Raw genomic sequence first — 22,712 nt, 5'->3', positions numbered from 1 at the left:
AGCACTACCACCGGGCCGAGCACTGGGTGGTGGTGCGCGGCACCGCCGAGGTGACGATCGACGACCGGATCGTGCTGGTCCACGAGAACGAGGCGGTCTACCTGCCGATCGGCTCGATGCATCGCCTGGCCAATCCGGGCAAGATCCCCCTGGAGCTGATCGAGGTCCAGGTCGGATCCTACACCGGCGAGGACGACATCATCCGCGTCGAGGATATCTACGGACGCTGAGGCCTGGACGACTGAGCGCGCGAGCCAGGGCGCCCGCCTCGGATCTCTTGCAGAAGTCGGGCACGCCCGCTCGCAGGCGGATCGGTGAGGGCGAGACCGAAAGCCGCAACGGCTGGATCCGCGCCAATCCGTTGCCGAGCAGCCATGGCGTCGAACTGGCCATCGCCGTCGTCTCGGTTCGAGCCGCGCTGCGGATGGTCCTGCCGTACCGTCGGCTCGGTCTCCGTCCGGCTTGAACACGACGGCAACGCAACGTTTTGATCAGGTTCTACAGGCAGTCTCGACGCCTATAAGGCAAGAGATTGGACGAGAACGATGCGGATCGTGTCAGGCGGCGAAGAAGGAGCCAGGACGGTTCAGCTATCGGAAGTCCTCGGAGCGATGAGCCACGCCCTCGACCTGACGGAGGGTCAGCCCGTGGGCCATTGCGTGCGCGCGACTTGGATCGGCGTCCACATAGGTCGGGCCATGGGCCTCCCCGAGCTGCAGCTCTGGGAACTCTATCACACGGTCATGCTGAAGGATCTCGGATGCTCCAGCAACGCCGCGCGCATCTGCGAACTCTACCTGTCCGACGATCTCAGCTTCAAGCGTGATTTCAAGACCGTGAGCGACAGCCTGCCAAAAGTCCTGGGCTTCGTCTTCTCGCACACGGGCCTCAAGGCAGGCTTGGCCGAACGTTTCCGCGCGGTGCTCAACATCTTGYAGAACGGCGGCGCGATTGCCGATGATCTCATTCAGACCCGCTGTCAGCGCGGGGCACAGATCGCCCGTCAGCTCCGCTTCCCGGCGAGCGTCTGCGACGCCATCCACGCGCTGGACGAACACTGGAACGGCAGCGGCCGACCGGACCGTCTCGCCGGCCCCGCGATCCCGATCTACGCACGCGTGGCGCTGCTCGCGCAGGTCGTCGACGTCTTTCACACCGCAGCCGGTTCTGCGGCCGCGATCGCTGAAGTGCGGGCGCGCTCGGGCACGTGGTTCGATCCTCAGGTCGTCGCCTGCTTCGAGGCGGTCGCGGTCGAACCCGGCTTCTGGGAGACGCTGGGATCGGACGCGGTCGAGGCGGCGGTCTTCGCGCTGGCACCGGCCAGCCCGATCGTCGTAGACGAGGACTATCTCGACGACGTCGCCCGTGCCTTCGCGCAGATCATCGATGCCAAGAGCCCGTTCACGTCCGGTCACTCGGAGCGGGTCGCGGTCTACGCCGATATGATCGCGGCCGAACTCGGGTTTTCCGCGGAACGCCGCCGCTGGCTCAAACGGGCCGCGCTCCTGCACGATGTCGGCAAGCTCGGGGTCTCGAACGCGATCCTCGACAAGAACGGCAAGCTGGACGATGCGGAGTGGCGGGACATGCGCAATCACGCCGCCCTGTCCGAGACCATCCTGTCCCGCGCGGCGGTGTTTCACGAGATGGCCTGCATCGGAGGCAGTCACCACGAGCGGCTGGACGGCAAGGGCTATCCCCGTGGGCTGAAAGGCGATGCGATCGCACCCGAGATCCGCATCGTCTCGGTCGCAGACGTGTTCGACGCGCTGACCGCCGACCGCCCCTACCGGGCGGCCATGTCGCTCGAGAAGGCGCTCGGCATCATGCGCGCGGACCTCGGCACGGCGTTCGATCCCACCTGCTTCGCGGCGCTGGAGCGGGCGCTCGCCGCGATCGAGGGCGATCTCGCTCGGGCGGCATAAGGCGCGCCGCCCCTCCGCGCGTAGTTCGGCTACCGGACCGGGACCATCGTCGCGGCTGCGCCGCAGGGCGATGATGCGCCACGTGACGCCAGAACGATGGCTGTGCGCACCAGCCATCCGCAGGCCGGCGAACGCAGAGCCCGAAGATAAAGCGAATCGCCGATGCGTGCGAGCATGCTGTGAGCTTCCTGGTCCAGGGACACGTGGCAGATGTCGATCGCCGACGAAGCCGCCTTCCGTCCGGTGACTGCAGGATGCATGGTCCGACAGTACAGGCCGAAAGCAATTTCAATTGTATTTGATACAACCTAAACTGCACCTTCTAGGTGTAAAATCGAATCGCCCGCCGGTCCTGCCGGAAAGCGGCCTGGGCCCCGTTCTGGAACGGCCTGTATCGGCATCCAAGGTGACGTCGGGTTGCAGGCGGAGCGTCCACTTCCGGATCACGGACCGAGATCCGCCGGCCGCCCGCCTCGGACATCCCACCAGCCGGCCGTTCGCCTTCAGGCATTTGGATCAACCCTGATCGGAGCGCGCCTGCGACTCGAAGACCGGCCCCTTCCCAGGAACAATGCTGTCCGCCCGGTGGATAGCGGGACGTAGGGGCACCGCAGCCCGCCGCACATCGAGACCCCGGGACAGAGCATGAAGCACAAGCCGCTCCGCGAGCAGGTCATCGTAATCACAGGCGCATCGTCCGGCATCGGCCTCGCCACCGCCCGGATGGCCGCCGGGCGCGGCGCCCGGGTTGTGCTGGCGGCGCGCAGCGGCGACGCCCTGGCGCGCATCCGGACCGAGATCGAGGGCGTCGGCGGCAAAGCGATCGACGTCGTCGCCGATGTCGGCCGGCGGGCCGACGTGCAGGCGGTCGCCGATCGGGCCGCAGCCACATTCGGCGGCTTCGACACCTGGGTGAACGTTGCGGGCGGCACGATCTACGGCCGGCTGCGCGAGATCAGCGACGCCGACCATGAGCGCCTGATCCAGACCAATTTCTGGGGCACGGTGTACGGGTCCCTGGTGGCGGCGGACCACCTGCGCCGGCACGGCGGCGCCCTCGTCAACGTCGGCAGCATCGCCTCGGATCTCGCCTTCCCGTACCAGGGCATGTACGCGGCCTCGAAACACGCTGTGAAGGGCTTCACCGACGCCCTGCGCATGGAGCTGATGGACGAGAACGCGCCGGTCTCGGTGACGCTGATCAAGCCGGCCTCGATCGACACGCCCCTGCCCCAGCGCGCACGCAACTACATGGACCGCGAGCCGAGCCTGCCGCCGCCGATCTACCCGCCCGAAGAGGTCGCGAACGCCATCCTGCACGCGGCCGTGCGCCCGCAGCGCGACATCTTCGTCGGCGGCGCCGGCAAGGCCTTCGTGGCCGGCAAGGAGTTGGCGCCGGGTGCCTACGATCACCTCGCGCCGGCGATCATAGCCCTTCAGAAGCGGGGAAGCCCGCCGCGCCACCCCGACGGCGCCCTGCACGGGCCGGTGGCGGCCGGCGACACGCGGGGCGATCCGCCCGTGCCGGTCATGCGGACCAGCGCCTACACCCGCGCGACCCTGCATCCCCTGGCCGCAGCAGCCGGCCTCCTCGGGGTTGGTGCCGCCACCGCCCTCGCCGTGATCGGCACCTCGCCCGGTCGCCGGCGGCGCCTGTAAGTGTCTATCGTGTCGCTAACCGTGCCGGGCCTCGACCGGCCCGCACAGGAAGCCGGGACGGATCCCCGGATCGTACCGCGCCGGATCCTGTCCTTGGCCGAGGATCGGACGATCGCCTACGCGGAGACCGGCACTGGCCCGGATCTCGTGGTGATTCACGGCACGCTGATGTGCCTGGAGGACGTCTGGCTCGGCCCGGTGCCGGCGCTGTCCGAGCATTTCCGCGTCGTCGCCGTCGACCGTCCCGGCCACGGCTTCAGCCGCCGGCCCCGCGGGCGCGCCGCCGACATATGGGATCAGGCTGCGCAGATCCGCGAGGCGGTGCGCCGCCTCGGTCTGGAGCGGCCGGTGATCCTCGGTCACTCGTTCGGCGCGGCCGTCGCCCTCGCCTACGGGATGCTCCATCCGGACGAAATCGCCGGTATCGTCGCCCTGGCGCCGATCTGCTTCCCGGAACTCCGCCTCGAGCAGGTGCTGTTCTGGCCACGGGCGCTGCCATTCGGCGGCGATGCTCTGTCAGCCCTGCTGGGCGGGAGCAGCGACCGGGTGCTCCTGCCCCTGTTGTGGAACGCCATGTTCCTTCCCGAGGCGATGCCGCCACACTTCGCCCGTCAATTTCCCTTCGCCCTCGCCGGCGGCGCCGCGCAGATCACGGCCGACGGCGAGGATGCCGGCTGGCTCTGGCCGGCGCTCTCGCGCAGCGTCCTCGGCTATCCGTCGCTGCGCCGGCCTGTCCATATACTAGGCGGCAGCGCCGATCTGGTGGTGAATACAACCCTGCACGGGCAGCGCGCGGCCAGCATGATCCCCGGCGCGCGGTTCGAGCGTTTGGCCGGCGTCGGACACATGCTGCATCATGTGCGGCCCGACGCGGTGGTGCGCGCGGCCCTCGCGGCGCATGCGAGCCCGTAACGCGCCCGTCGCGGCAAGCAGACGGTGCGTGGCGCGGCAGGTCCGGACGGATGGTGGGCGGTGAGGGACTCGAACCCCCGACCCTCTCCGTGTAAAGGAGACGCTCTACCGACTGAGCTAACCGCCCGGTCGTGGACCGTTACGGCATGGCGCCGGTCCCGTGCAAGGGCGCCCGGTGCGCCCAGGTGTCAGGAGCCGACGAGCCGGGCAGCGAGGGCGGGGCCAAGCCCGATGCTCTCCACCGCTTCTGGCCCACTCCGGGGCGACATGGATCCGTGCGCGGCCGCCAGGACGGCGCGGGTGCCGGCCTCCACGGAGCAGATCAGCCGACACGGTACCCGGCCCGCGATGCGCGCGGTAAGTCCCGCCAGCCCGGCACCACCGAGGATCACGGAGTCAGCACCGCGTTCGGCGCAGGCGATGCAGGCTTCGGCCAGGGCCGAGAGTGCGGCATCGGGGTTCTCGGCGATCGCACCGCCGCTCGGCGCAACGGTGCGGATCGCCGCAAGCGGCCCCGACAGACCGAGCGTGCCGACGAACTCGCGCAGCATCGGTTCCCAGGCCGGACCGCCGGTTACGATACCGAAGCGGCCCTGCGCGGCGGCCTCGCGGCAGGCGGCTTCCGCCATGCCGACCACCGGCACCCGCGAGAGCTCCCGCAGGGCCAGAAGGCCGGGATCGCCGAAACAGGCCAGATAGACCGCATCGCAATCCGAACCGTGCTCCGCGAGGGCGTCCAGGGCGGCATGGCCCGCGATGGCGGCGGCCGAGCGGCTCGCGATGTAGCGGGCGCCGAAACGACCCGTGACCGCGCGCAACGCAGCCCGGCCCGCGAGTTGAGCCCGAACATAGCCCGCGACGAGGTCGGTCACGGCCGTGCTGGTATTGGGATTGATCAGAAGGATGCGCATCCAGCCCTCCGCGCATGAAAAAGCCCCCGGGGCTCTCGCTCCGGGGGCTCGCGTCACTCGCGCATCGGGTCAGTGTGCCACGAAGGCGGCCCCGTCCTCCTCGGACCGGGCAGGCTTGGCCACCGGCAGGGGCTCTTCCCACTCGATCGCGACCGGCTGCCGGACCAGCGCCTTCTCCAGCACCTGATCCATCCGGGAGACGGGCACGATCTCCAGACCGTTCTTCACGCTGTCGGGCACCTCGGCGATGTCCTTGGCGTTCTCCTCGGGGATCAGCACCGTCTTGATGCCGCCGCGGAGCGCGGCGAGCAGCTTCTCTTTGAGGCCGCCGATCGGAAGCACCCGACCGCGGAGCGTCACCTCGCCGGTCATCGCGACGTCGCGGCGGACCGGGATGCCGGTCAGCGTCGAGATGATCGCGGTGGCCATGGCGATGCCGGCCGACGGACCGTCCTTCGGGGTCGCGCCCTCGGGAACGTGAACGTGGATGTCGCGCCGCTCGAACAGCGGCGGCTCGATGCCGAAGTCGATGGCCCGGGAGCGCACGTAGGATGCGGCCGCCGAGATCGACTCCTTCATCACGTCCTTCAGGTTGCCGGTGACCGTCATCTTGCCCTTGCCAGGCATCATGACGCCCTCGATCGTCAGCAACTCGCCGCCGACCTCGGTCCAGGCCAGACCCGTCACGACGCCGACCTGATCGTCCGCATCGATCTCGCCGTAGCGGAACTTCGGCGGGCCGAGGAAGACCGGCAAGGTCTCCACGTTCACCGCGACCGACTTGGTCTTGGTGATCAGGATCTCCTTCACCGCCTTGCGGATCAGGTTCGACAGCTCCCGCTCCAGGTTGCGGACGCCGGCCTCCCGCGTGTAGCGGCGGACCAGCATCATCAGCCCGTCATCGTCGATCGACCACTCCTGCGTCCCGAGGCCGTGCTTCTTCAGGGCGTTCGGGATCAGGTGTTTGCGCGCGATCTCGACCTTCTCCTCCTCGGTGTATCCGGCGATGCGGATCACCTCCATCCGGTCCATGAGCGGGCCCGGGATGTTGAGGGTGTTGGCCGTGGTCACGAACATCACGTTCGAGAGGTCGTAATCCACCTCCAGGTAGTGGTCGTTGAAGGTGCTGTTCTGCTCGGGATCCAGAACCTCGAGGAGCGCCGCGGAAGGATCGCCACGGAAGTCCATGCCCATCTTGTCGATCTCGTCGAGCAGGATGAGCGGGTTCGAGGTCTTCGCCTTGCGCATCGACTGCACGATCTTGCCGGGCATCGAGCCGATATAGGTCCGGCGGTGACCGCGGATCTCGGCCTCGTCGCGCACGCCGCCGAGCGACATGCGGACGAACTCGCGACCCGTCGCCTTGGCGATGGACTTGCCGAGAGAGGTCTTGCCGACGCCGGGGGGACCGACGAGGCACAGGATCGGGCCGGTGAGCTTGTTCGCGCGCTGTTGCACCGCGAGGTACTCGACGATCCGCTCCTTGACCTTGTCGAGGCCGAAATGATCGTCGTCGAGCAGCGCCTGGGCGCCGAGCAGATCCTTCTTGATCTTCGAGCGCTTGCCCCACGGGATGCCAAGCATCCAGTCGAGGTAGTTGCGCACGACGGTCGCCTCGGCCGACATCGGCGACATCTGGCGCAGCTTCTTCAGCTCGGCCGTCGCCTTGTCGCGGGCCTCCTTGGAGAGCTTGGTCTTCTCGATCTTCTCTTCCAGCTCGGCCAGCTCGTCGCGGCCATCCTCGGAGTCACCCAGCTCCTTCTGGATCGCCTTCATCTGCTCGTTCAAGTAGTACTCGCGCTGGGTCTTCTCCATCTGCCGCTTGACGCGGGTCCGGATGCGCTTCTCCACCTGGAGCACGGAGATCTCGCTCTCCATCAGCGACAGCACGCGCTCGAGGCGCTGCGCAACCGTGGGCGTCTCCAGGATGCCCTGCTTGTCGGAGATCTTGACGAGCAGGTGCGAGCCGATCGTGTCGGCGAGCTTGGAGGGCTCGTCGATCTGGGTCACGGCAGAGACGACCTCGGGCGAGATCTTCTTGTTCAGCTTGACGTAGTTCTCGAACTCCGAGAGCACCGAGCGCGCGAGGGCTTCGGCCTCGACGCGGTCGCCGAGTTCGTCATGGAGGGCTTCCGCCGTCGCCTCGTAGTACTCGTCCGAACGGGTGAAGCCCGTGACCTTGGCGCGGCCGACGCCCTCGACCAGAACCTTTACGGTCCCGTCGGGCAGCTTCAGGAGTTGGAGCACCGAGGCAAGGGTGCCGATCTTGTAGATCGCGTCGGTCGCCGGATCGTCGTCGCCCGCGTTGATCTGGGTGGCGAGCAGGATGTGGCGATCGGTGCGGACGGCCTCCTCGAGGGCGCGGATCGACTTCTCGCGGCCCACGAACAGGGGCACGATCATGTGCGGGAAGACGACGATGTCGCGCAGGGGGAGGACGGCGTATGAGCCTGTCGAACCCGGGACCACCGGCTGGCGCGATTTCGACTGTGACATGCTGACTTCCTCTCAGGGACGCCCGGGTTCGACGCCTCCATGCATGGAGCGCGCCTACAGCCAGGGGCCGACCGGGCCGCGAGGGTCGGGGCTTTTTGGGACTTTGCGGCTGGTAACGCGGACCGCACCTCGAAGGAGCGTACGGCCTCCGCGCTGAGCCTGAGGTGGCTGCGGGGGGCAGCGTTTTCAAGATGTTCCCCGCAGCGCGCCCGGCCGGAGCCGGGCGCTTAATGCAACCCTACCAAGCGCTTACGCGCTGACGCTGGCGGGCGCTTCCTTGTTGCGGTCGCCGTGGATGTAGAGGGGGCGCGACTTGCCCTCGACTACCTCCGGGCCGATGACCACCTGCTCGACGGATTCCAGGCCCGGCAGGTCGTACATCGTGTCGAGCAGGATCGTCTCCAGGATCGAGCGCAGGCCGCGGGCGCCGGTCTTGCGCTCGATCGCCTTGCGGGCGACGAGCGACAGCGCGTCGTCCTGGAACGTCAGGTCGACGTTCTCCATCTCGAACAGGCGCTGGTACTGCTTGACCAGGGCGTTCTTCGGCTCCTGCAGGATCTTCTTGAGGGCCGCCTCGTCGAGGTCCTCCAGCGTCGCCAGGACCGGCAGACGGCCGACGAACTCCGGGATGAGGCCGAACTTCAGCAGATCCTCGGGCTCGACCGAGCGGAAGATCTCGCCGGTGCGACGGTCGTCCGGGGCCTGCACGGTCGCGCCGAAGCCGATCGAGGTGCCCTTGCCGCGCTGGGAGATGATCCGCTCCAGCCCCGCGAAGGCGCCGCCGCAGATGAACAGGATGTTGGTCGTGTCGACCTGCAGGAATTCCTGCTGCGGGTGCTTCCGGCCGCCCTGGGGCGGGACGGAGGCGACCGTGCCCTCCATGATCTTGAGGAGGGCCTGCTGAACGCCCTCGCCCGACACGTCGCGGGTGATCGACGGGTTGTCGGACTTACGGGAGATCTTGTCGATCTCGTCGATGTAGACGATGCCGCGCTGTGCCCGCTCGACGTTGTAGTCCGACGCCTGGAGCAGCTTGAGGATGATGTTCTCGACGTCCTCACCGACATAGCCGGCTTCGGTGAGCGTCGTGGCATCCGCCATGGTGAACGGCACGTCGAGGATCCGGGCCAGCGTCTGCGCGAGCAGCGTCTTGCCCGAGCCGGTCGGCCCGATCAGCATGATGTTGGACTTGGCCAGCTCGACGTCGTTGTGCTTCGTCGCGTGGGCGAGCCGCTTATAATGGTTGTGGACCGCGACCGAGAGGACCTTCTTGGCGAAGTCCTGGCCGATGACGTAGTCGTCGAGGACGCGGCGGATTTCCTTCGGGGTCGGCACCCCGTCGCGGCTCTTCACGAGCGAGGATTTCGACTCCTCGCGGATGATGTCCATGCACAGCTCGACGCACTCGTCGCAGATGAACACCGTCGGTCCGGCAATCAGCTTGCGGACCTCGTGCTGGCTCTTGCCGCAGAACGAGCAATACAGCGTGCTCTTGGAGTCGTTGCCGCCAGTCTTGCTCATATCGGTCTCCGATTCCTCGCGTCCGCAGCCGGCAAGGGGCGAACGCGCATCGTTTGAATGTAGGGGGTCCGTTTAAAGAAACAGTGTGCTGCGCGCCTTTGACCGACGGACCCGATCCCGGATGCAAACACGCTGCCGCGGCGGGATCAAGGCCGCGCCGCGGCAGTCAGGCGTCGCGGATCCGATCAGGCGGCCGCCGGCTCGGGACGCTTCTCGATCACCTCGTCGATGAGCCCGAACTCCTTGGCCGCGTCCGCGGTCATGAAGTTGTCGCGCTCCAGCGCCGTATGGATCGTGTCGTAGTCGCGACCCGTGTGCTTCACGTAGATCTCGTTCAGGCGCCGCTTCAGCGCCTCGATCTCGCGGGCGTGGATCAGGATGTCGGTCGCTTGGCCCTGGAAGCCGCCCGACGGCTGGTGAACCATGATCCGGGCGTTCGGCAGGGCGAAGCGGTGACCCGGCTCGCCGGCGGTGAGCAGGAGCGAGCCCATGGAGGCGGCCTGGCCGACGCAGAGAGTCGTCACCGGGCAGCGGATGAACTGCATCGTGTCGTAGATCGACAGGCCGGAGGTGACCACGCCGCCGGGGGAGTTGATGTAGAAGGAAATTTCCTTCTTCGGGTTCTCCGCCTCGAGGAACAGCAGCTGCGCCACGATCAGCGACGCGCCGTAATCCTCCACGGGGCCGGTGAGGAAGATGATGCGCTCGCGGAGAAGGCGGGAGTAGATGTCGAAGGCGCGCTCGCCGCGGCTCGACTGCTCGACGACCATCGGCACGAGCGCGTTGTTATAGACGTCGATCGGATCTCTCATCTCGTCCTGCCCCGGAGTGAGGCCCGGGGCTGCCGCGAATCAGGGCAGCCCCGGGCATGTCAGCGAACATCGGCGATGCTTAACCACCGCCTAACCCTTGCCCGCCGTCGCTCGGACAGTGCGGGACTCAGTCGGCCTTGGCTTCGGTCTTGGACTCGTCCTTGGCCTCGGCCTTGTCTGCCGGCTTTGCGCCGGTCGTGTCGTCGTCATCCTCGTCTGCGAAAAGCGCCTCTTTCGAGACGGGCTCCTCGACGAGCTTGATCTGCCCGAGGACGTGGTCGACCACCTTCTCCTCGAACAGGGGCGCGCGGAGTTCCGCGAGCGCCTGCGCATTCTTCCGGTAGAAGTCCCAGACCTGCTGCTCCTGGCCCGGGAACTGCCGGACCCGGGCGATGAGGGCCTGGTTCACCTCCTCGTCCGAGACCTTGATATCGGCGCTCTCGCCGACCTGCGCAAGCACGAGACCGAGACGGACGCGCCGTTCGGCGATCTTCCTGTACTCGGCCTGGGCCTTCTCCTCGGTGGTGTCCTCGTCGGCGAAGGTCTTGCCGCGGGTCTTGAGGTCCTGCTCCACCTGCGCCCACACGGCGGCGAATTCCTGCGCCACCAGGGACGGGGGCAGCTCGAAGGCGTACTTGCCGTCGAGGGCGTCGAGGAGGTCCTTCTTGAGGAGTCGGCGCGAGGCGGTCTCGAAATCCCGGCCGATCGCCTCCGACACGGCCTCGCGGAGCTTCTCCAGCGATTCCATGCCCATGGACTTGGCGAGTTCGTCGTCGACTTTGGCCTCGCCGGCGGCCTGGATCTTCGTGACCGTGACGTCGAACTCGGCGTCCTTGCCGGCGAGGTGCTCGGCCCCGTAGGATTCCGGGAAGGTGACCTTCACGAGGCGCTTGTCGCCGACTTTGGCGCCGACGAGCTGCTCCTCGAACCCCGGAATGAACGAGCCGGACCCGAGCTCCAGATCGATGCCGTCGCCCTTGCCACCCTGGAACTCCTCGCCGTCGATGCGACCGACGAAGTCGATGGTGACACGGTCGCCGCTCTGGGCCTCGGCGCCCTCCTCGCGCTCGGCGAAGGGACGGCTCTGGCCGGCCATGCGCGCCAGGGCCTCGTCGACCTCTGCGTCGGAGGGCTTAGCGACGCGCTTAGTCAGGCTGACGTCGGAGAGGTCGGCCAGCTCGAAGCTCGGCATCACCTCGAGGGCGACCTTGAAGGCGAGATCGCCCTTGGCGTCCAGCGCCTTCTCGACCTCGGCCTGATCACTCGGGAACTCGACCTGCGGCTCGAGGGCCAGCTTGAGGCCGTTATCGGTGACGATCTGACGGTTGGCCTCGTTGACGGCGTTCTGAACCACCTCGGCCATCACGGAGCGGCCGTAGACCTTGCGCAGGTGCGCCACCGGCACCTTACCGGGGCGGAAGCCCTTGAGCTGCACCTTGTCCTTCATGCCGGACAGCTCGTTGGTCAGGCGCTCTTCGAGCTCCTGGGCGGCCAGCAGAACCTGAAACTCGCGCTTCAGCCCAGGGGTGGCAGTCCCTTGGGCGTTGATCTCGGTCACCTGCATCGTCGTCGTCGCTCTTCAAAGAACCTGTGGTCGCCGGCCGGGCCGGCGTCGTGCTCGCGCGGACCGGGATGCCGAGATGTCGGGTACGAGACGGAGGGTCCCGGGGGGACCGCAACCGCAGCAGAATTCCTGGTGCGGGCGGAGGGGCTCGAACCCCCACGTCTTGCGACACTGGAACCTAAATCCAGCGCGTCTACCAGTTCCGCCACGCCCGCGCGCGCCGACATCCGGCGCATCGCCGGCCGCCGGAAGCGCGCCCTATAGCATGGGCCGGACGGCCCGCAGCAAAAAACTTGCCCCTGTGGCGCGGGAGCCCGCGCGCCGCTAAGGAGCGGACCCGTCGCGAGCCGCAGCCGAGTGACCATGCCGCCATCCCGCCCCGTGCCGCCGACCGAATCGCGCGACGGCGCGCCCTCGCGCCGGACCCTGCTCACCGCCGCGGCCGCCTTCGGGCTCGTGCCGGCCTTCGGGCTCGTGCCGGCCTTCGGGCTCGCGCCGGGCGCGGCGTGGGCTCAGGGGCCGGGAACCCCGCCGGGGTCTGCACCCGGGACGACGCCGCCCGCGCCGGCGCAGCCGGAACCCGCTTCCCTGGCGGCGGCCCCCGGCCGGGCGCGGTTCAGGCCCGAGCCGGCGCCGGACACGGCGGTCTGGTGTTTCGACGGCAAGGCCCTGCCCCCCGTCATCCGGGTGAAGCTCGGCCAGCCGGTGCGGCTGAAGGTGGAGAACCGAACCGACAAGCCCCTGTCGCTGCACTGGCACGGCGTGCGCATCGTCAACGCCATGGACGGCGTCGGCGGGGTCACCCAGGCGCCGATCCCGCCGGGGGGCGACTTTCTCTACGCGTTCACCCCGCCCGATGCCGGATCCTACCTGATCCGCCCCCTGGTCGTCGGCGGAGCGAGCGAGCCGTCGGGCCGCGGGCTCGCGGGCATGCTGGTCGTCGAGGAGACGAACCCGCCCTCCGTCGACGCCGATGTCAGCGTCGTGCTGCAGGACTGGCGCCTTCAGGACGACGGCAGCCTGATGCCGTTCGGGCAGACGGCCCTCGCCGCCGCCCACGGCCGGCTCGGCAACCTCGTCACGGTCAACGGCCAGCCCGTGCCGGGGACCATCGAGGCGCGCCCGGGGGCACGGGTCCGCCTGCGTCTCGGGAACGCCTGCAACGCCCGGGCGACGCGGCTCCGGTTCGAGGGCGTGAAGGTCTACGTGGCGGCGGTCGACGGACAGCCGACCGACACGTTCGAGCCCCTGCGCGCCACCCTCCCCTTCCCGCCGGGCACCCGCTACGACCTCCTGGTCGACCTCCCCGAGGAAGAGGGCGCCCGATGCACGATCGAGGCGCTGGTCGGGAAGGGCCTGACGCTGGCGAGCGTGACCACGAAGGGCGCCCGGATCACCGAGAAGCGGCCGCCGATCGGCCCGATCGGCGAGAACAAGCGCCTCCCGGCCGAGATCAAGCTCCAGAACGCCCTGCGCCGGGATGTCGTGATCTCCGGCGGTGCCTTTGTGCCCAAGGACAAGGCGGGCGCCAAAGACGCCGCCAGAGAGACCGCCACGCCCGATCCGGTCTATACGGGCGATCCGCAGAAGATCTGGTCGGTGAACGGGGCCGCCGGGGTCGCGGGCCTCCAGCCGATCTTTTCGGTAAAGCGGGGCCAGGTTGTGGTCCTGGCCCTGCGCAACGAGACCGCCTTCCCCCAGGCGCTGCACCTCCACGGGCACTGCTTCCGCCTGCTCCATCCCCTGGACGACGGCTGGGAGCCCTACTGGCTCGACACGTTCCAACTGCTGGAAGGCCRGACCGCCCGGATCGGCTTCCTGGCCGATAATCCCGGCCGCTGGCTGATCAGCGCCACGGTGCTGGAGCGGTTCGACACCGGCCTGTGGACGGTGTTCGAGGTCACCTGAAATCGGCCGCCGCGAGGTCCCGCAGCACCGCCGGCATCAGCTCGGGAATGTCCTCGGCGATCAGCCCGGGGCCGTGCCGCAGGCCGGCATCCCCGTGGAGCCAGACGCCGGCGGCGGCGGCCGCGAAGGGCTCCATGCCCTGCGCCAGCAGGCCCGCGATCAGGCCAGCGAGCACGTCGCCCGAGCCGGCCGTGCCGAGATAGGGGCTGCCGTGGTCGTTGATCGCCGCACGCCCGTCGGGACTCGCGATGACGGTGTCGGCCCCTTTCAGGACCACCACCGCGCCGGCGAGTTCGGCTGCCGCGCGTGTTCGGGCGACCTTGTCGGCCGTCTCCGCCATGGCGTCCGTGCCGTCGAACAGGCGCGCGAATTCCCCGGCATGGGGGGTCAGCACGGCGCGCGCATCGCCGTCGGCGAGATGCGCGGCCAGGAGCGGCGCCTGTCCGGAAAAGCTCGTCAGCGCGTCAGCATCGAGGACGAGGTTGCGCCCGGCCGCCGCCGCCACGGCGACGCGCTCCCGGGTCGGCGCGCCGGTGCCGAGACCGGGGCCGGCCAGGATCACGTTGAGGCGCTCGTCGGTGAGCAGGTCGTCGAGATCGTCGGCGCTCTCGCATGGCCGCAGCATGATCGCCGTGAGGTGCGCGGCGTTCTCGGCGAGCGCCGCGGTCGGCGAGGCGACGGTCACGAGCCCGGCGCCGACCCGCAGGGCGCCGCGGGCGGCGAGCCGGGCGGCACCGGTCTTGGTCGCCGGTCCCGACAGCACGAGGGCGTGGCCGCGGGTATATTTGTGGCTGGCCCCATCGAGGCGTGGGAAGGCCGCGGCCCACAGGTCCGGTCCGTTTCGGTGGAGCGGTGCGCCGGTGGCGAGGCCGGCCTCGAGCGCCTCCGGTCCCGTCCCGATCTCAGCGAGGCTAAGCTGGCCGCAGAGGCCGCGCCCGGGTTGCAGGAGGTGCCCGGGCTTCAACGCCACGAACGTCACGGTCTCCACGGCCCGGATCGCCGTGCCGCGAACCGCGCCGGTATCGCCGTCGACCCCGCTCGGCACGTCGATCGCCAGTACCGGGATCCCGGCGGCATTCACCGCTTCGACGAGCGCACGGGCCTCCCCGTCGAGGTCGCGCGACAGTCCCGCCCCGAACAAGGCGTCGATCACGAGGTCGCAGGACGGCAGCGCGCCGGGGGCGGCCCGCTGGACCGCTCCCGTCCAGGCCTGGGCCGCCAGGGCGGCATCCCCCGTCAGCGCCGCCCGGTCCCCGAGGAGAACAAGGTCGACCACGTGGCCGGTCTCGGCCAGCAGCCGGGCGGCCACGAAGCCGTCACCGCCGTTGTTGCCCGGTCCGCACAGGATCAGCGCCCGGCCGCCTGCCGGCAGCCGCCCCCGGGCGCGGGCCGCGACCGCCGCCCCGGCCGCCTCCATCAGGCGGATGCCGGGCACACCACCCGCGATCGCCGCGGCATCGACCCGCCGCATGGCCGCGACCGTCAACAACCGCATATCCGTCTCCGCCTTTGCCCGCGCACCGATCAGTCCTGACTAAAATTTCGCCAAAAACCCGCCAATCGCCCGAAGGATGTGCGTAGATCGCACAGGAAATGGGCACTATCATCGGACACGCCAAGAAAACGGCATGGCGGAGGCGTCACGAGGATGTTAGAAATGACGGACACCGCAGCGCAGGCCCGAGCGGCATGAAGAAGATCGAAGCGATCATCAAGCCTTTCAAGCTCGACGAGGTGAAGGAGGCGCTCCAGGAGGTCGGCCTCCAGGGCATCACCGTGATCGAAGCGAAGGGCTTCGGCCGCCAGAAGGGCCACACGGAACTCTATCGGGGTGCCGAATACGTGGTCGACTTCCTGCCAAAGGTGAAGCTGGAGATCGTTCTGTCCGACGCGCTGGTGGAGGGCGCCGTCGAGGCGATCCGCAAGTCGGCCCAGACCGGCCGCATCGGCGACGGCAAGATCTTCGTCTCGACCATCGAGGAGGCGATCCGCATCCGCACTGGTGAGACCGGCACGGACGCGATCTGACCCGCATCGTCCCGCGGTCCCGCCCCTCGGAACCGTCTTTTCCGGGCACTGCCTAAGATTTCGCACTGCGCGAATGTCCGGCATCGGCGTTCCTCGCTATGGAGCGCCGCTCTCCGCACCCCACATCATCGGGAACGGCCGGGATCATCGGCCGCGTGAACCCGATGCAGGAGGATGTGCGATGGCCGTCACGGACCCGCGCGAGACTGCCAAGATCTACGATCTGTCCGCGTTCCGGCGCGTGCGCGTGGCGCCCCGGACGAGTCCGGATGCGAAGCCGGCGCCGACGCCGAGCTTCGGCGGCGCGTGGTATCACGAGGCGGCCATCCGCGAGGACGACCGCCCACGCCGCTCCTGAGGCGAGGCGGCCCTTGCCGCCATGGCGGCCACGGCGGAATCCCGAAGCCTGAACACGACGAAGCCGGACTGAAGAGCCCGGCTTCGTTGACTTGACGTGGGGCGCGTGATGCCCCCCGCGCGACTTACGCGGCTGCGGCGGCCTCAGTCGGCACGGAAGCGATCGTCTTCAGCACCTGCGAGGCGATCTGGTAGGGGTCGCCCTGGGAGTTCGGACGGCGGTCCTCAAGGTAACCCTTGTAGCCGTTGTTGACGAAGGAGTGCGGCACGCGGATCGAGGCGCCGCGGTCGGCCACGCCGTACGAGAACTCGTGGATCGAGGCGGTCTCGTGCTTGCCGGTCAGGCGCATGTGGTTGTCCGGACCGTAGACGGCGATGTGCTCCTCGCGGGCGTTCTTGAACGCCTCCATGAGCGTCTCGAAATAGGCCTTGCCGCCGTGCTCGCGCATGAACGCGGTCGAGAAGTTGCAGTGCATGCCCGAGCCGTTCCAGTCGGTGTCGCCGAGCGGCTTGCAATGGTACTCGACGTCGATGCCGTAGGTCTCGCAGAGGYGCTGCAGGAGGTATCGGGCCATCCACATCTCGTCGGCGGCCTTCTTGGAGCCCTTGCCGAAGATCTGGAACTCCCACTGGCCCTTGGCCACCTCGGCGTTGATGCCCTCGTGGTTGATGCCGGCCTCGAGGCAGAGGTCGAGGTGCTCCTCGACGATCTTGCGGGCGACGTCGCCGACGTTCGAATAGCCGACGCCGGTGTAGTACGGGCCCTGCGGCGCCGGGTAGCCGGAGGCCGGGAAACCGAGCGGGCGGCCGTCCTTGTAGAGGAAGTACTCCTGCTCGAAGCCGAACCAGGCGCCGGCATCGTCCAGGATCGTGGCGCGCTTGTTGGACTCGTGCGGGGTCACGCCGTCCGGCATCATCACTTCGCACATCACCAGCACGCCGTTCTTGCGGGCCGGGTCGGGGAAGTGGCGCACGGGCTTGAGCATGCAATCGGAGCTGCCGCCCTCGGCCTGCTTGGTGGACGAGCCGTCGAAGCCCCACATCGGGAGCTGCTCGAGGGTCGGGAAGCTGTCGAATTCCTTGATCTGCGTCTTACCGCGCAGGTTCGGGGTCGGCGTATACCCGTCGAGCCATATGTACTCGAGCTTATATTTGGTCATTCCGGTTCTCTCGTCCGTATCGATGCGCGACCTGGGGCAACCCGGGAAGACGCGAACGGCTTGCCGCCTCCACGACGGCCGATGCCGCCTTTGCACGGAGCGTGCCAGAAACGCCTTTGCAGCGAGAGGACGACGCCCTAGACGGGGATGGACGCGTTCACGCTTTCGAGATCGGGCGCATTCGCGGAGCAAACGTTTCACCGGTCGGCCGATTCCGGCGCCACGCGGGTGGCAACAGACGCCCGCGACGGATATCAAGCGCCGCTTGCCGGCGTAGCCGACTGGATGCGGGTGCGCACGACAGACGTTTCAGAGATCCCTGGAGGATGCCCACGATGACCACAGCGGCCGAGGTGCTGAAGACGATCCGGGACAACGACGTGCGCTACGTGGACTTCCGGTTCACCGACCCGCGCGGCAAGTGGCAGCACGTCACGTTCGACGTGTCGCTCATCGACGAGGAGATCTTCGACGAGGGCACCATGTTCGACGGCTCCTCGATCGCCGGCTGGAAGGCGATCAACGAGTCCGACATGCTGCTGATGCCCGACCCCGTGACCGCCACCCTCGACCCGTTCTTCTCCGCCGCAACGATGTCGATCGTCTGCGACGTGCTGGAGCCGGCCACGGGCGAGCCCTACGGCCGCGACCCCCGCGGCACCGCCAAGCGCGCCGAGGCCTACCTGCAGCAGACCGGCATCGGCGACACGATCTATGTCGGCCCCGAGGCCGAGTTCTTCGTGTTCGACGACGTGAAGTTCGGCGCCGACCCCTACCGCACCGGCTTCGAGCTCGATTCCACCGAGCTGCCGACCAACGGCTTCACCGACTACGAGGGCGGCAACCTCGGCCACCGGGTGCAGACCAAGGGCGGCTACTTCCCTGTGCCGCCGCAGGATTCGGCCCAGGACATGCGCGGCGAGATGCTGGCCGCCATGCAGTCCATGGGCGTGAAGGTCGAGAAGCACCACCACGAGGTGGCCTCGGCCCAGCACGAACTCGGCATGAAGTTCGACACGCTGACCCTGCTCGCCGACCACATGCAGATCTACAAGTATTGCATCCACAACGTCGCGCAGAGCTACGGCAAGTCCGCGACCTTCATGCCGAAGCCCGTCTACGGCGACAACGGCTCGGGCATGCACGTCCACCAGTCGATATGGAAGGACGGCAAGCCGGTCTTCGCCGGCGACAAGTATGCCGGCCTCTCCCAGGAATGCCTCTGGTACATCGGCGGCATCATCAAGCACGCCAAGGCGCTCAACGCCTTCACCAACCCGTCGACCAACTCGTACAAGCGCCTGGTGCCGGGCTACGAGGCGCCGGTGCTGCTGGCCTACTCGGCCCGCAACCGCTCGGCCTCCTGCCGCATCCCGTGGACCAAGAGCCCGAAGGCCAAGCGCGTCGAGGTCCGCTTCCCCGACCCGATGGCGAACCCCTACCTCGCCTTCTCAGCGCTGCTGATGGCCGGCCTCGACGGCATCCGCAACAAGATCGACCCGGGTCCGGCCATGGACAAGGATCTCTACGAGCTGCCGCCGCGGGAGCTCAAGAAGATCCCGACCGTGTGCGGCTCGCTCCGCGAAGCGCTCGCCAGCCTCGACAAGGACCGGGCCTTCCTCAAGGAGGGCGGCGTGTTCTCGGACGACCAGATCGACTCGTTCATCGAGCTGAAGATGACCGAGGTGCTGCGCTACGAGATGACCCCGCACCCGATCGAGTTCGTGCAGTACTACTCGCTGTGAGGTGAGAGGGGCCGGGCGCGATGCCCGGCCCGCCATCCTCTCCCGGGCCGGGGCCTCTCACGGGGTTCCGGCCTTTTTCATGGATGTTCAAGAGTCAGCCGATCCATCCGCGCATCCTGAGGCATGCAGGCCGGGACGCGGGCACGGCGGAGACCGGCGCGGCCCGTGGCATGCCTGCCGGCCCAAAGTGTAAGCTGGAGGGGTCGCACGGAGCCTGGCCGATGCTCACCCTCGACCACCTCGTCGTCGTCGCCCCCAACCTCGCGGAGGGCGTGGCCCATGTCCGCGACTGCCTTGGCCTCGTGATGCCGGAGGGCGGACGCCATCGCGAGTTGGGCACCCGCAACCACCTTCTGCGCCTCGGCGAAGCCCTGTTCCTCGAGGTGATCGCCGTCGATCCCGAGGCGCCACCGCCGTCCGGCGCCCGCTGGTTCGGCCTCGATGACGCCGGACAGGTGCGGGCGGATTGGGAGGCGGGACGTCGGCTGCGCGGCCTGGTCGCCCGGACGGACGATCTCGATGGCGTTCTCGCCGCCCATGGCGCCCTGCTCGGACAGGCCGCCACCATGACCCGCGGGGACCTGTCGTGGCGCTTCGGCCTGCGTCCGGACGGGGCGTGGCCGGCCGACGGCGCCGCGCCCTGCGTGATGGCGTGGGGTCCGCGGGGCAACCCCGCCCGGGGGATGCCGGATCTGGGGGTGCATCTCGATGCGGTGGAGCTGGCCCATCCGGATCCGGACGGGGTGGCGGCGCTCCACGGGCGGCTGGGCCTCGGCGACCCGCCGCACCTCGCACGGGGCGCCCTCCCCCGCTTCACGGCCCGGATCACCACGCCGTCGGGCACGCGGACACTGACCTGACTGGGACGAGCCCTCCTCGTCGGCCTGATCGGGTTGGCGACCGGCGAGGAGGGCCTGGCCGGCACCCGAAGGCGCCGACAGCCGCAACCTACCAGCGACGCGTCGCGGCGCGGTGACAGGAAAGTCTCACGCGACGCAGGACGTGCGCGTGTCCCCCGCATCCTCAGGTATGCGCGAAGATGTCGGTCTCGGGCCAGCCGTCGAGGTCGAGGCGGGCACGGGTCGGAAGGAAGGCGAAACAGGCCGCTGCGAGGTCGCTTCGCCCCTCCCGGGCCAGCATCCCATCGAGCCGGTCGCGGGCCGCGTGGAGGTGGAGCACGTCCGAGGCCGCGTAATCGAGCTGCGCCTGCGACAGGCTGTCGGCCCCCCAATCCGAGGATTGCTGCTGCTTCGACAGGTCGACGCCGACGAGTTCGCGGACCACGTCCTTCAGGCCGTGGCGGTCCGTGTAGGTCCGGGCGAGCTTCGAGGCGATCTTGGTGCAGTAGACCGGCGCCGGCATCACCCCGAACGCCTTGAACAGGACCGCGACGTCGAACCGGGCGAAGTGGAAGATCTTGACGACCGCCGGATCGGCCAGGATGCCCTTGAGCACGACCGGCTCCGGACCATCTTGCGGGATCTGGACAATGTCGGCCGTGCCGTCGCCGGTGGAGAGCTGCACCACGCAGAGCCGGTCCCGGTGCGGGTTGAGCCCGAGCGTCTCGGTATCGATGGCCACCGCCCGGCCCGCGTCGTAATCGGCGGGCAGGTCGCCGTGGTGGAGGCGTACGGTCGGGCTCGGCATCGTTTTCGGACCTTGCGGGTTTTTCGGCCGGTACCATCGGCGCCAAGGGCCGGCAAGCGGCCGGCGCGGCGGAAGGAGAGGCGGACCATGACGGCAGCCGAAGTGATCGCGACGCTGGGGCTGAAACCGCATCCCGAGGGCGGCCATTACCGCGAGACTTTCCGCGATCCCCGGACGGTGGACGGCCGCTCGGTCGGCACGGCGATCTACTTCCTGCTGGATCTCGGCGAGGTCTCCGCGTGGCACCGGGTCGACGCCACCGAGATCTGGCACTGGCATGCTGGCGCGCCGCTCGTGATCACCACGAGCCCGAACGGGCACGATGCCGAGGCCCGGCATCTCGGACCGGATCTCGCCGCCGGCCAGCGCCCGCACTGCGTCGTCCCGGCCGGCCACTGGCAGACCGCCACCAGCCTCGGCGCCTGGACGCTCGTCGGCTGCACGGTGTCGCCGGGCTTCSAATTCTCGGGGTTCGAGATGGCGCCGCCGGACTGGCGGCCGACGCCGCGGGGTTAGGGTCTGCGCCACGTGTGGTGAACGCGTGGATGTCTGAGAGGGCTGGATTTCGGTTGGTCCGCTTCCGAGCGTCACGTGCGTCGGAGCGGACGTCACTGTCACATGCGGGAAAACGTCGAAGCCTGCCCACTTCATTCAAATGCCATGCAGATTCATTCAACCTCTTCGTCGACCCGCGAGAGAAAAGAGGCTGGAATTTCTAATCCAAGTTTCTTGGCCTTCTGAATATTGATAGATAAGTAAAAACTAGTATTGAACTGAACTGGCAGCTTTCCCACATCAGCGCCATCGATTATTTTCTTAGCATACCCAGCGGCCTTTTTATACGCGTCCGCCTCTTCAGGACCATAAGCTACTAGTGCCTCATCTTGCGCGGTTGCTTTGTTATAGGCGGCCACTGGGATGCCATATTTCTCGGAGGTTGAGCTTATTATTCGACGATGTATATAATTAAAGCTGTCATTCATGAGAATGAGGCCACATTTTTCTACCGACAGTCCTTTTATGGTGTTTTCGATATCTTTTTCTGTGGCAACAGGAGATAGCCTGGATGTCACATTCATTGATCTCGATGCTTCCTCGAATGGAGACACGTAGTATTTATAGTATGGAGCGGTGCTAGGATTATACATCATCGTTACGCAGGACATTCCGGGTATCAATTCTTTCAAATATTGCACCCACTTGCCGGCGATACTGCCTTCTGAATTCACGAATCCGGTAACATTTTTTCCAGGAGCAGCCAAGTTTTCTACAAATCCGCTGCCGACTGGATCAGCCACTGTCGCGAATACGATAGGTATTGTTTTTGTTTCCTGCAGAAGGGACCGCACCACCGGCGTCGTAGCGGCAAATATCACGTCGGGTTGACTTAAAACAATTTTCTTGGCGTAACTTCGCACAGCTTCGACATTTCCACTTGACCAATAGTATTCATATTTTATGGATATATCCTTAGATTTTTCACCGTTTAGAGTGTCTACAAATTGTTTTACGAGAATTTGAGCCGCAGGATCTGACTCGGAAAAATTTGTGATGACCGATACTTTTATTTCCTTAAGTCCCTGATCGCCGACGGCGGCCGTCGAGAAAATTGCAACCGCCAGCATTTGGATTAGTATTATCTTAAGCATTGCGGTAAGCGCTCATCAGACGCGAAGGTCAAATATGATCGGTGAGATGCTTTTTAACACCACTGAATGCAATGACCTATGAAAATATAACCGGCAAAGATCAACTTATCAAGAGCGGAGACGGATCGTAGACTTGGCCCTCAGGCCGGGCCTTAAACGTGTTGGACCACGCTTGAAGCGCTCGGATCTTGGTCCAAATCTGACGGAAGAACCAACTGAGTGGCAAACTGTGCGGGACCTTCATCCGCAGTGCGTAGTTGCAGGGTCGCACGGAAAGAGATCATGGCCGCTTTCGAGAAACGCCGACAGTTGTCTGTACGGCCGTTACGGGTCGAAAACAGCCGCAAACAGCGGCCTTCCAAAGGCGCATTCAAGGTGGACCGATCGCGCCGGTCTGCGTCGGCCTACCCGAACCAAA

At 67.3% G+C, this 22,712-nt stretch carries 20 protein-coding genes and 2 tRNA genes; 11 read left to right on the top strand and 11 right to left on the bottom strand.

What is annotated here, in order from left to right; all coding sequences use genetic code 11:
- The 5 genes from ACXJKQ_RS11375 to ACXJKQ_RS11355 all read left to right on the top strand — a co-directional run.
- Positions 1-230 (top strand): cupin domain-containing protein (locus ACXJKQ_RS11375; RefSeq protein WP_457105850.1); only part of this gene is annotated, 230 nt, incomplete at its 5' end.
- A 47-nt stretch (positions 231-277) separates the two neighbouring features.
- Positions 278-466: a hypothetical protein gene (locus ACXJKQ_RS11370; protein ID WP_457105849.1), complete on the top strand. Its 189-nt coding sequence runs from the start codon at positions 278-280 to the stop codon at positions 464-466.
- Between the two features lie 79 nt (positions 467-545).
- Entirely contained in the window at positions 546-1,925 is a 1,380-nt protein-coding gene (locus ACXJKQ_RS11365; RefSeq protein ID WP_457105848.1) for an HD-GYP domain-containing protein, read from the top strand.
- Between the two features lie 645 nt (positions 1,926-2,570).
- The gene (locus ACXJKQ_RS11360; RefSeq protein WP_457105847.1) at positions 2,571-3,584 is read left to right on the top strand and encodes an SDR family oxidoreductase; all 1,014 of its coding nucleotides are present in this window, start codon (positions 2,571-2,573) and stop codon (positions 3,582-3,584) included.
- Positions 3,585-4,496 (top strand): alpha/beta fold hydrolase, encoded by a 912-nt coding sequence (locus ACXJKQ_RS11355; protein ID WP_457105846.1) that lies wholly within the window; start codon positions 3,585-3,587, stop codon positions 4,494-4,496.
- Between the two features lie 51 nt (positions 4,497-4,547).
- Here ACXJKQ_RS11355 and ACXJKQ_RS11350 read toward each other — a convergent pair.
- The 7 genes from ACXJKQ_RS11350 to ACXJKQ_RS11320 all read right to left on the bottom strand — a co-directional run bounded on the left by ACXJKQ_RS11350 (position 4,548) and on the right by ACXJKQ_RS11320 (position 12,015).
- A tRNA-Val gene (locus ACXJKQ_RS11350) sits at positions 4,548-4,623 on the bottom strand.
- Positions 4,624-4,684: 61 nt separating this feature from the next.
- The gene (locus tag ACXJKQ_RS11345; RefSeq protein ID WP_457105845.1) at positions 4,685-5,407 is read right to left on the bottom strand and encodes an aspartate/glutamate racemase family protein; all 723 of its coding nucleotides are present in this window, start codon (positions 5,405-5,407) and stop codon (positions 4,685-4,687) included.
- Between the two features lie 69 nt (positions 5,408-5,476).
- Positions 5,477-7,903 carry an endopeptidase La gene (gene lon, locus ACXJKQ_RS11340; protein WP_457105844.1) on the bottom strand — a complete coding sequence of 809 codons (2,427 nt, stop codon included), beginning with the start codon at positions 7,901-7,903 and terminating at the stop codon, positions 5,477-5,479.
- A 249-nt stretch (positions 7,904-8,152) separates the two neighbouring features.
- The gene (clpX, locus tag ACXJKQ_RS11335) at positions 8,153-9,424 is read right to left on the bottom strand and encodes an ATP-dependent Clp protease ATP-binding subunit ClpX (protein ID WP_043385521.1); all 1,272 of its coding nucleotides are present in this window, start codon (positions 9,422-9,424) and stop codon (positions 8,153-8,155) included.
- A gap of 185 nt (positions 9,425-9,609) precedes the next feature.
- Positions 9,610-10,236 (bottom strand): ATP-dependent Clp protease proteolytic subunit, encoded by a 627-nt coding sequence (locus ACXJKQ_RS11330; protein WP_012322036.1) that lies wholly within the window; start codon positions 10,234-10,236, stop codon positions 9,610-9,612.
- Between the two features lie 127 nt (positions 10,237-10,363).
- Positions 10,364-11,800: a trigger factor gene (gene tig / locus ACXJKQ_RS11325; RefSeq protein ID WP_457105843.1), complete on the bottom strand. Its 1,437-nt coding sequence runs from the start codon at positions 11,798-11,800 to the stop codon at positions 10,364-10,366.
- A gap of 130 nt (positions 11,801-11,930) precedes the next feature.
- Positions 11,931-12,015: transfer RNA gene (locus ACXJKQ_RS11320), tRNA-Leu, on the bottom strand.
- 148 nt (positions 12,016-12,163) lie between these two features.
- Between ACXJKQ_RS11320 and ACXJKQ_RS11315 the strand changes: the two genes are divergently transcribed.
- Positions 12,164-13,708 carry a multicopper oxidase family protein gene (locus ACXJKQ_RS11315; RefSeq protein ID WP_457105842.1) on the top strand — a complete coding sequence of 515 codons (1,545 nt, stop codon included), beginning with the start codon at positions 12,164-12,166 and terminating at the stop codon, positions 13,706-13,708.
- Here the strand turns inward: ACXJKQ_RS11315 and ACXJKQ_RS11310 are convergent.
- On the bottom strand, positions 13,701-15,203 hold the full coding sequence (locus tag ACXJKQ_RS11310; RefSeq protein WP_457105841.1) for an NAD(P)H-hydrate dehydratase: 1,503 nt from the start codon (positions 15,201-15,203) through the stop codon (positions 13,701-13,703). The genes ACXJKQ_RS11315 and ACXJKQ_RS11310 overlap by 8 nt on opposite strands.
- Before the next feature lie 194 nt (positions 15,204-15,397).
- On the opposite strand from ACXJKQ_RS11310, the gene ACXJKQ_RS11305 reads away from it, so the two are divergent.
- Both ACXJKQ_RS11305 and ACXJKQ_RS11300 read left to right on the top strand, forming a co-directional pair.
- Positions 15,398-15,736, top strand: coding sequence for a P-II family nitrogen regulator (locus ACXJKQ_RS11305; protein ID WP_003600526.1), 339 nt, complete (start codon positions 15,398-15,400; stop codon positions 15,734-15,736).
- A gap of 181 nt (positions 15,737-15,917) precedes the next feature.
- A complete protein-coding gene (locus ACXJKQ_RS11300) occupies positions 15,918-16,094 on the top strand; it encodes a DUF2735 domain-containing protein (RefSeq protein ID WP_457105840.1) in 177 nt (58 codons plus the stop codon).
- 124 nt (positions 16,095-16,218) lie between these two features.
- On the opposite strand, the gene ACXJKQ_RS11295 is transcribed toward ACXJKQ_RS11300, so the two are convergent.
- On the bottom strand, positions 16,219-17,253 hold the full coding sequence (locus ACXJKQ_RS11295; RefSeq protein WP_457105839.1) for a glutamine synthetase beta-grasp domain-containing protein: 1,035 nt from the start codon (positions 17,251-17,253) through the stop codon (positions 16,219-16,221).
- Between the two features lie 335 nt (positions 17,254-17,588).
- On the opposite strand from ACXJKQ_RS11295, the gene glnA reads away from it, so the two are divergent.
- Positions 17,589-18,998 carry a type I glutamate--ammonia ligase gene (gene glnA, locus ACXJKQ_RS11290; protein ID WP_238194911.1) on the top strand — a complete coding sequence of 470 codons (1,410 nt, stop codon included), beginning with the start codon at positions 17,589-17,591 and terminating at the stop codon, positions 18,996-18,998.
- A gap of 221 nt (positions 18,999-19,219) precedes the next feature.
- Positions 19,220-19,858, top strand: a complete 639-nt coding sequence (locus tag ACXJKQ_RS11285; RefSeq protein WP_457105838.1) for a VOC family protein — start codon at positions 19,220-19,222, stop codon at positions 19,856-19,858.
- Between the two features lie 163 nt (positions 19,859-20,021).
- Here ACXJKQ_RS11285 and ACXJKQ_RS11280 read toward each other — a convergent pair whose 3' ends face one another.
- A complete protein-coding gene (locus ACXJKQ_RS11280; protein ID WP_457105837.1) occupies positions 20,022-20,645 on the bottom strand; it encodes a ribonuclease D in 624 nt (207 codons plus the stop codon).
- An 87-nt stretch (positions 20,646-20,732) separates the two neighbouring features.
- Here ACXJKQ_RS11280 and ACXJKQ_RS11275 point away from each other — a divergent pair, with 87 nt between their 5' ends.
- Positions 20,733-21,161 (top strand): cupin domain-containing protein, encoded by a 429-nt coding sequence (locus ACXJKQ_RS11275; RefSeq protein WP_457105836.1) that lies wholly within the window; start codon positions 20,733-20,735, stop codon positions 21,159-21,161.
- A gap of 152 nt (positions 21,162-21,313) precedes the next feature.
- Here the strand turns inward: ACXJKQ_RS11275 and ACXJKQ_RS11270 are convergent, their stop codons facing one another.
- Complete coding sequence (locus tag ACXJKQ_RS11270; protein WP_457105835.1) at positions 21,314-22,270, bottom strand: ABC transporter substrate-binding protein; 957 nt, start codon at positions 22,268-22,270, stop codon at positions 21,314-21,316.
- Positions 22,271-22,712: the final 442 nt, after the last annotated feature.

Source organism: Methylobacterium sp. P5_C11 (assembly GCF_054049775.1).
Note: the sequence above shows the minus strand (reverse complement) of the source record. Positions and strands in the feature narration are given on the sequence as shown.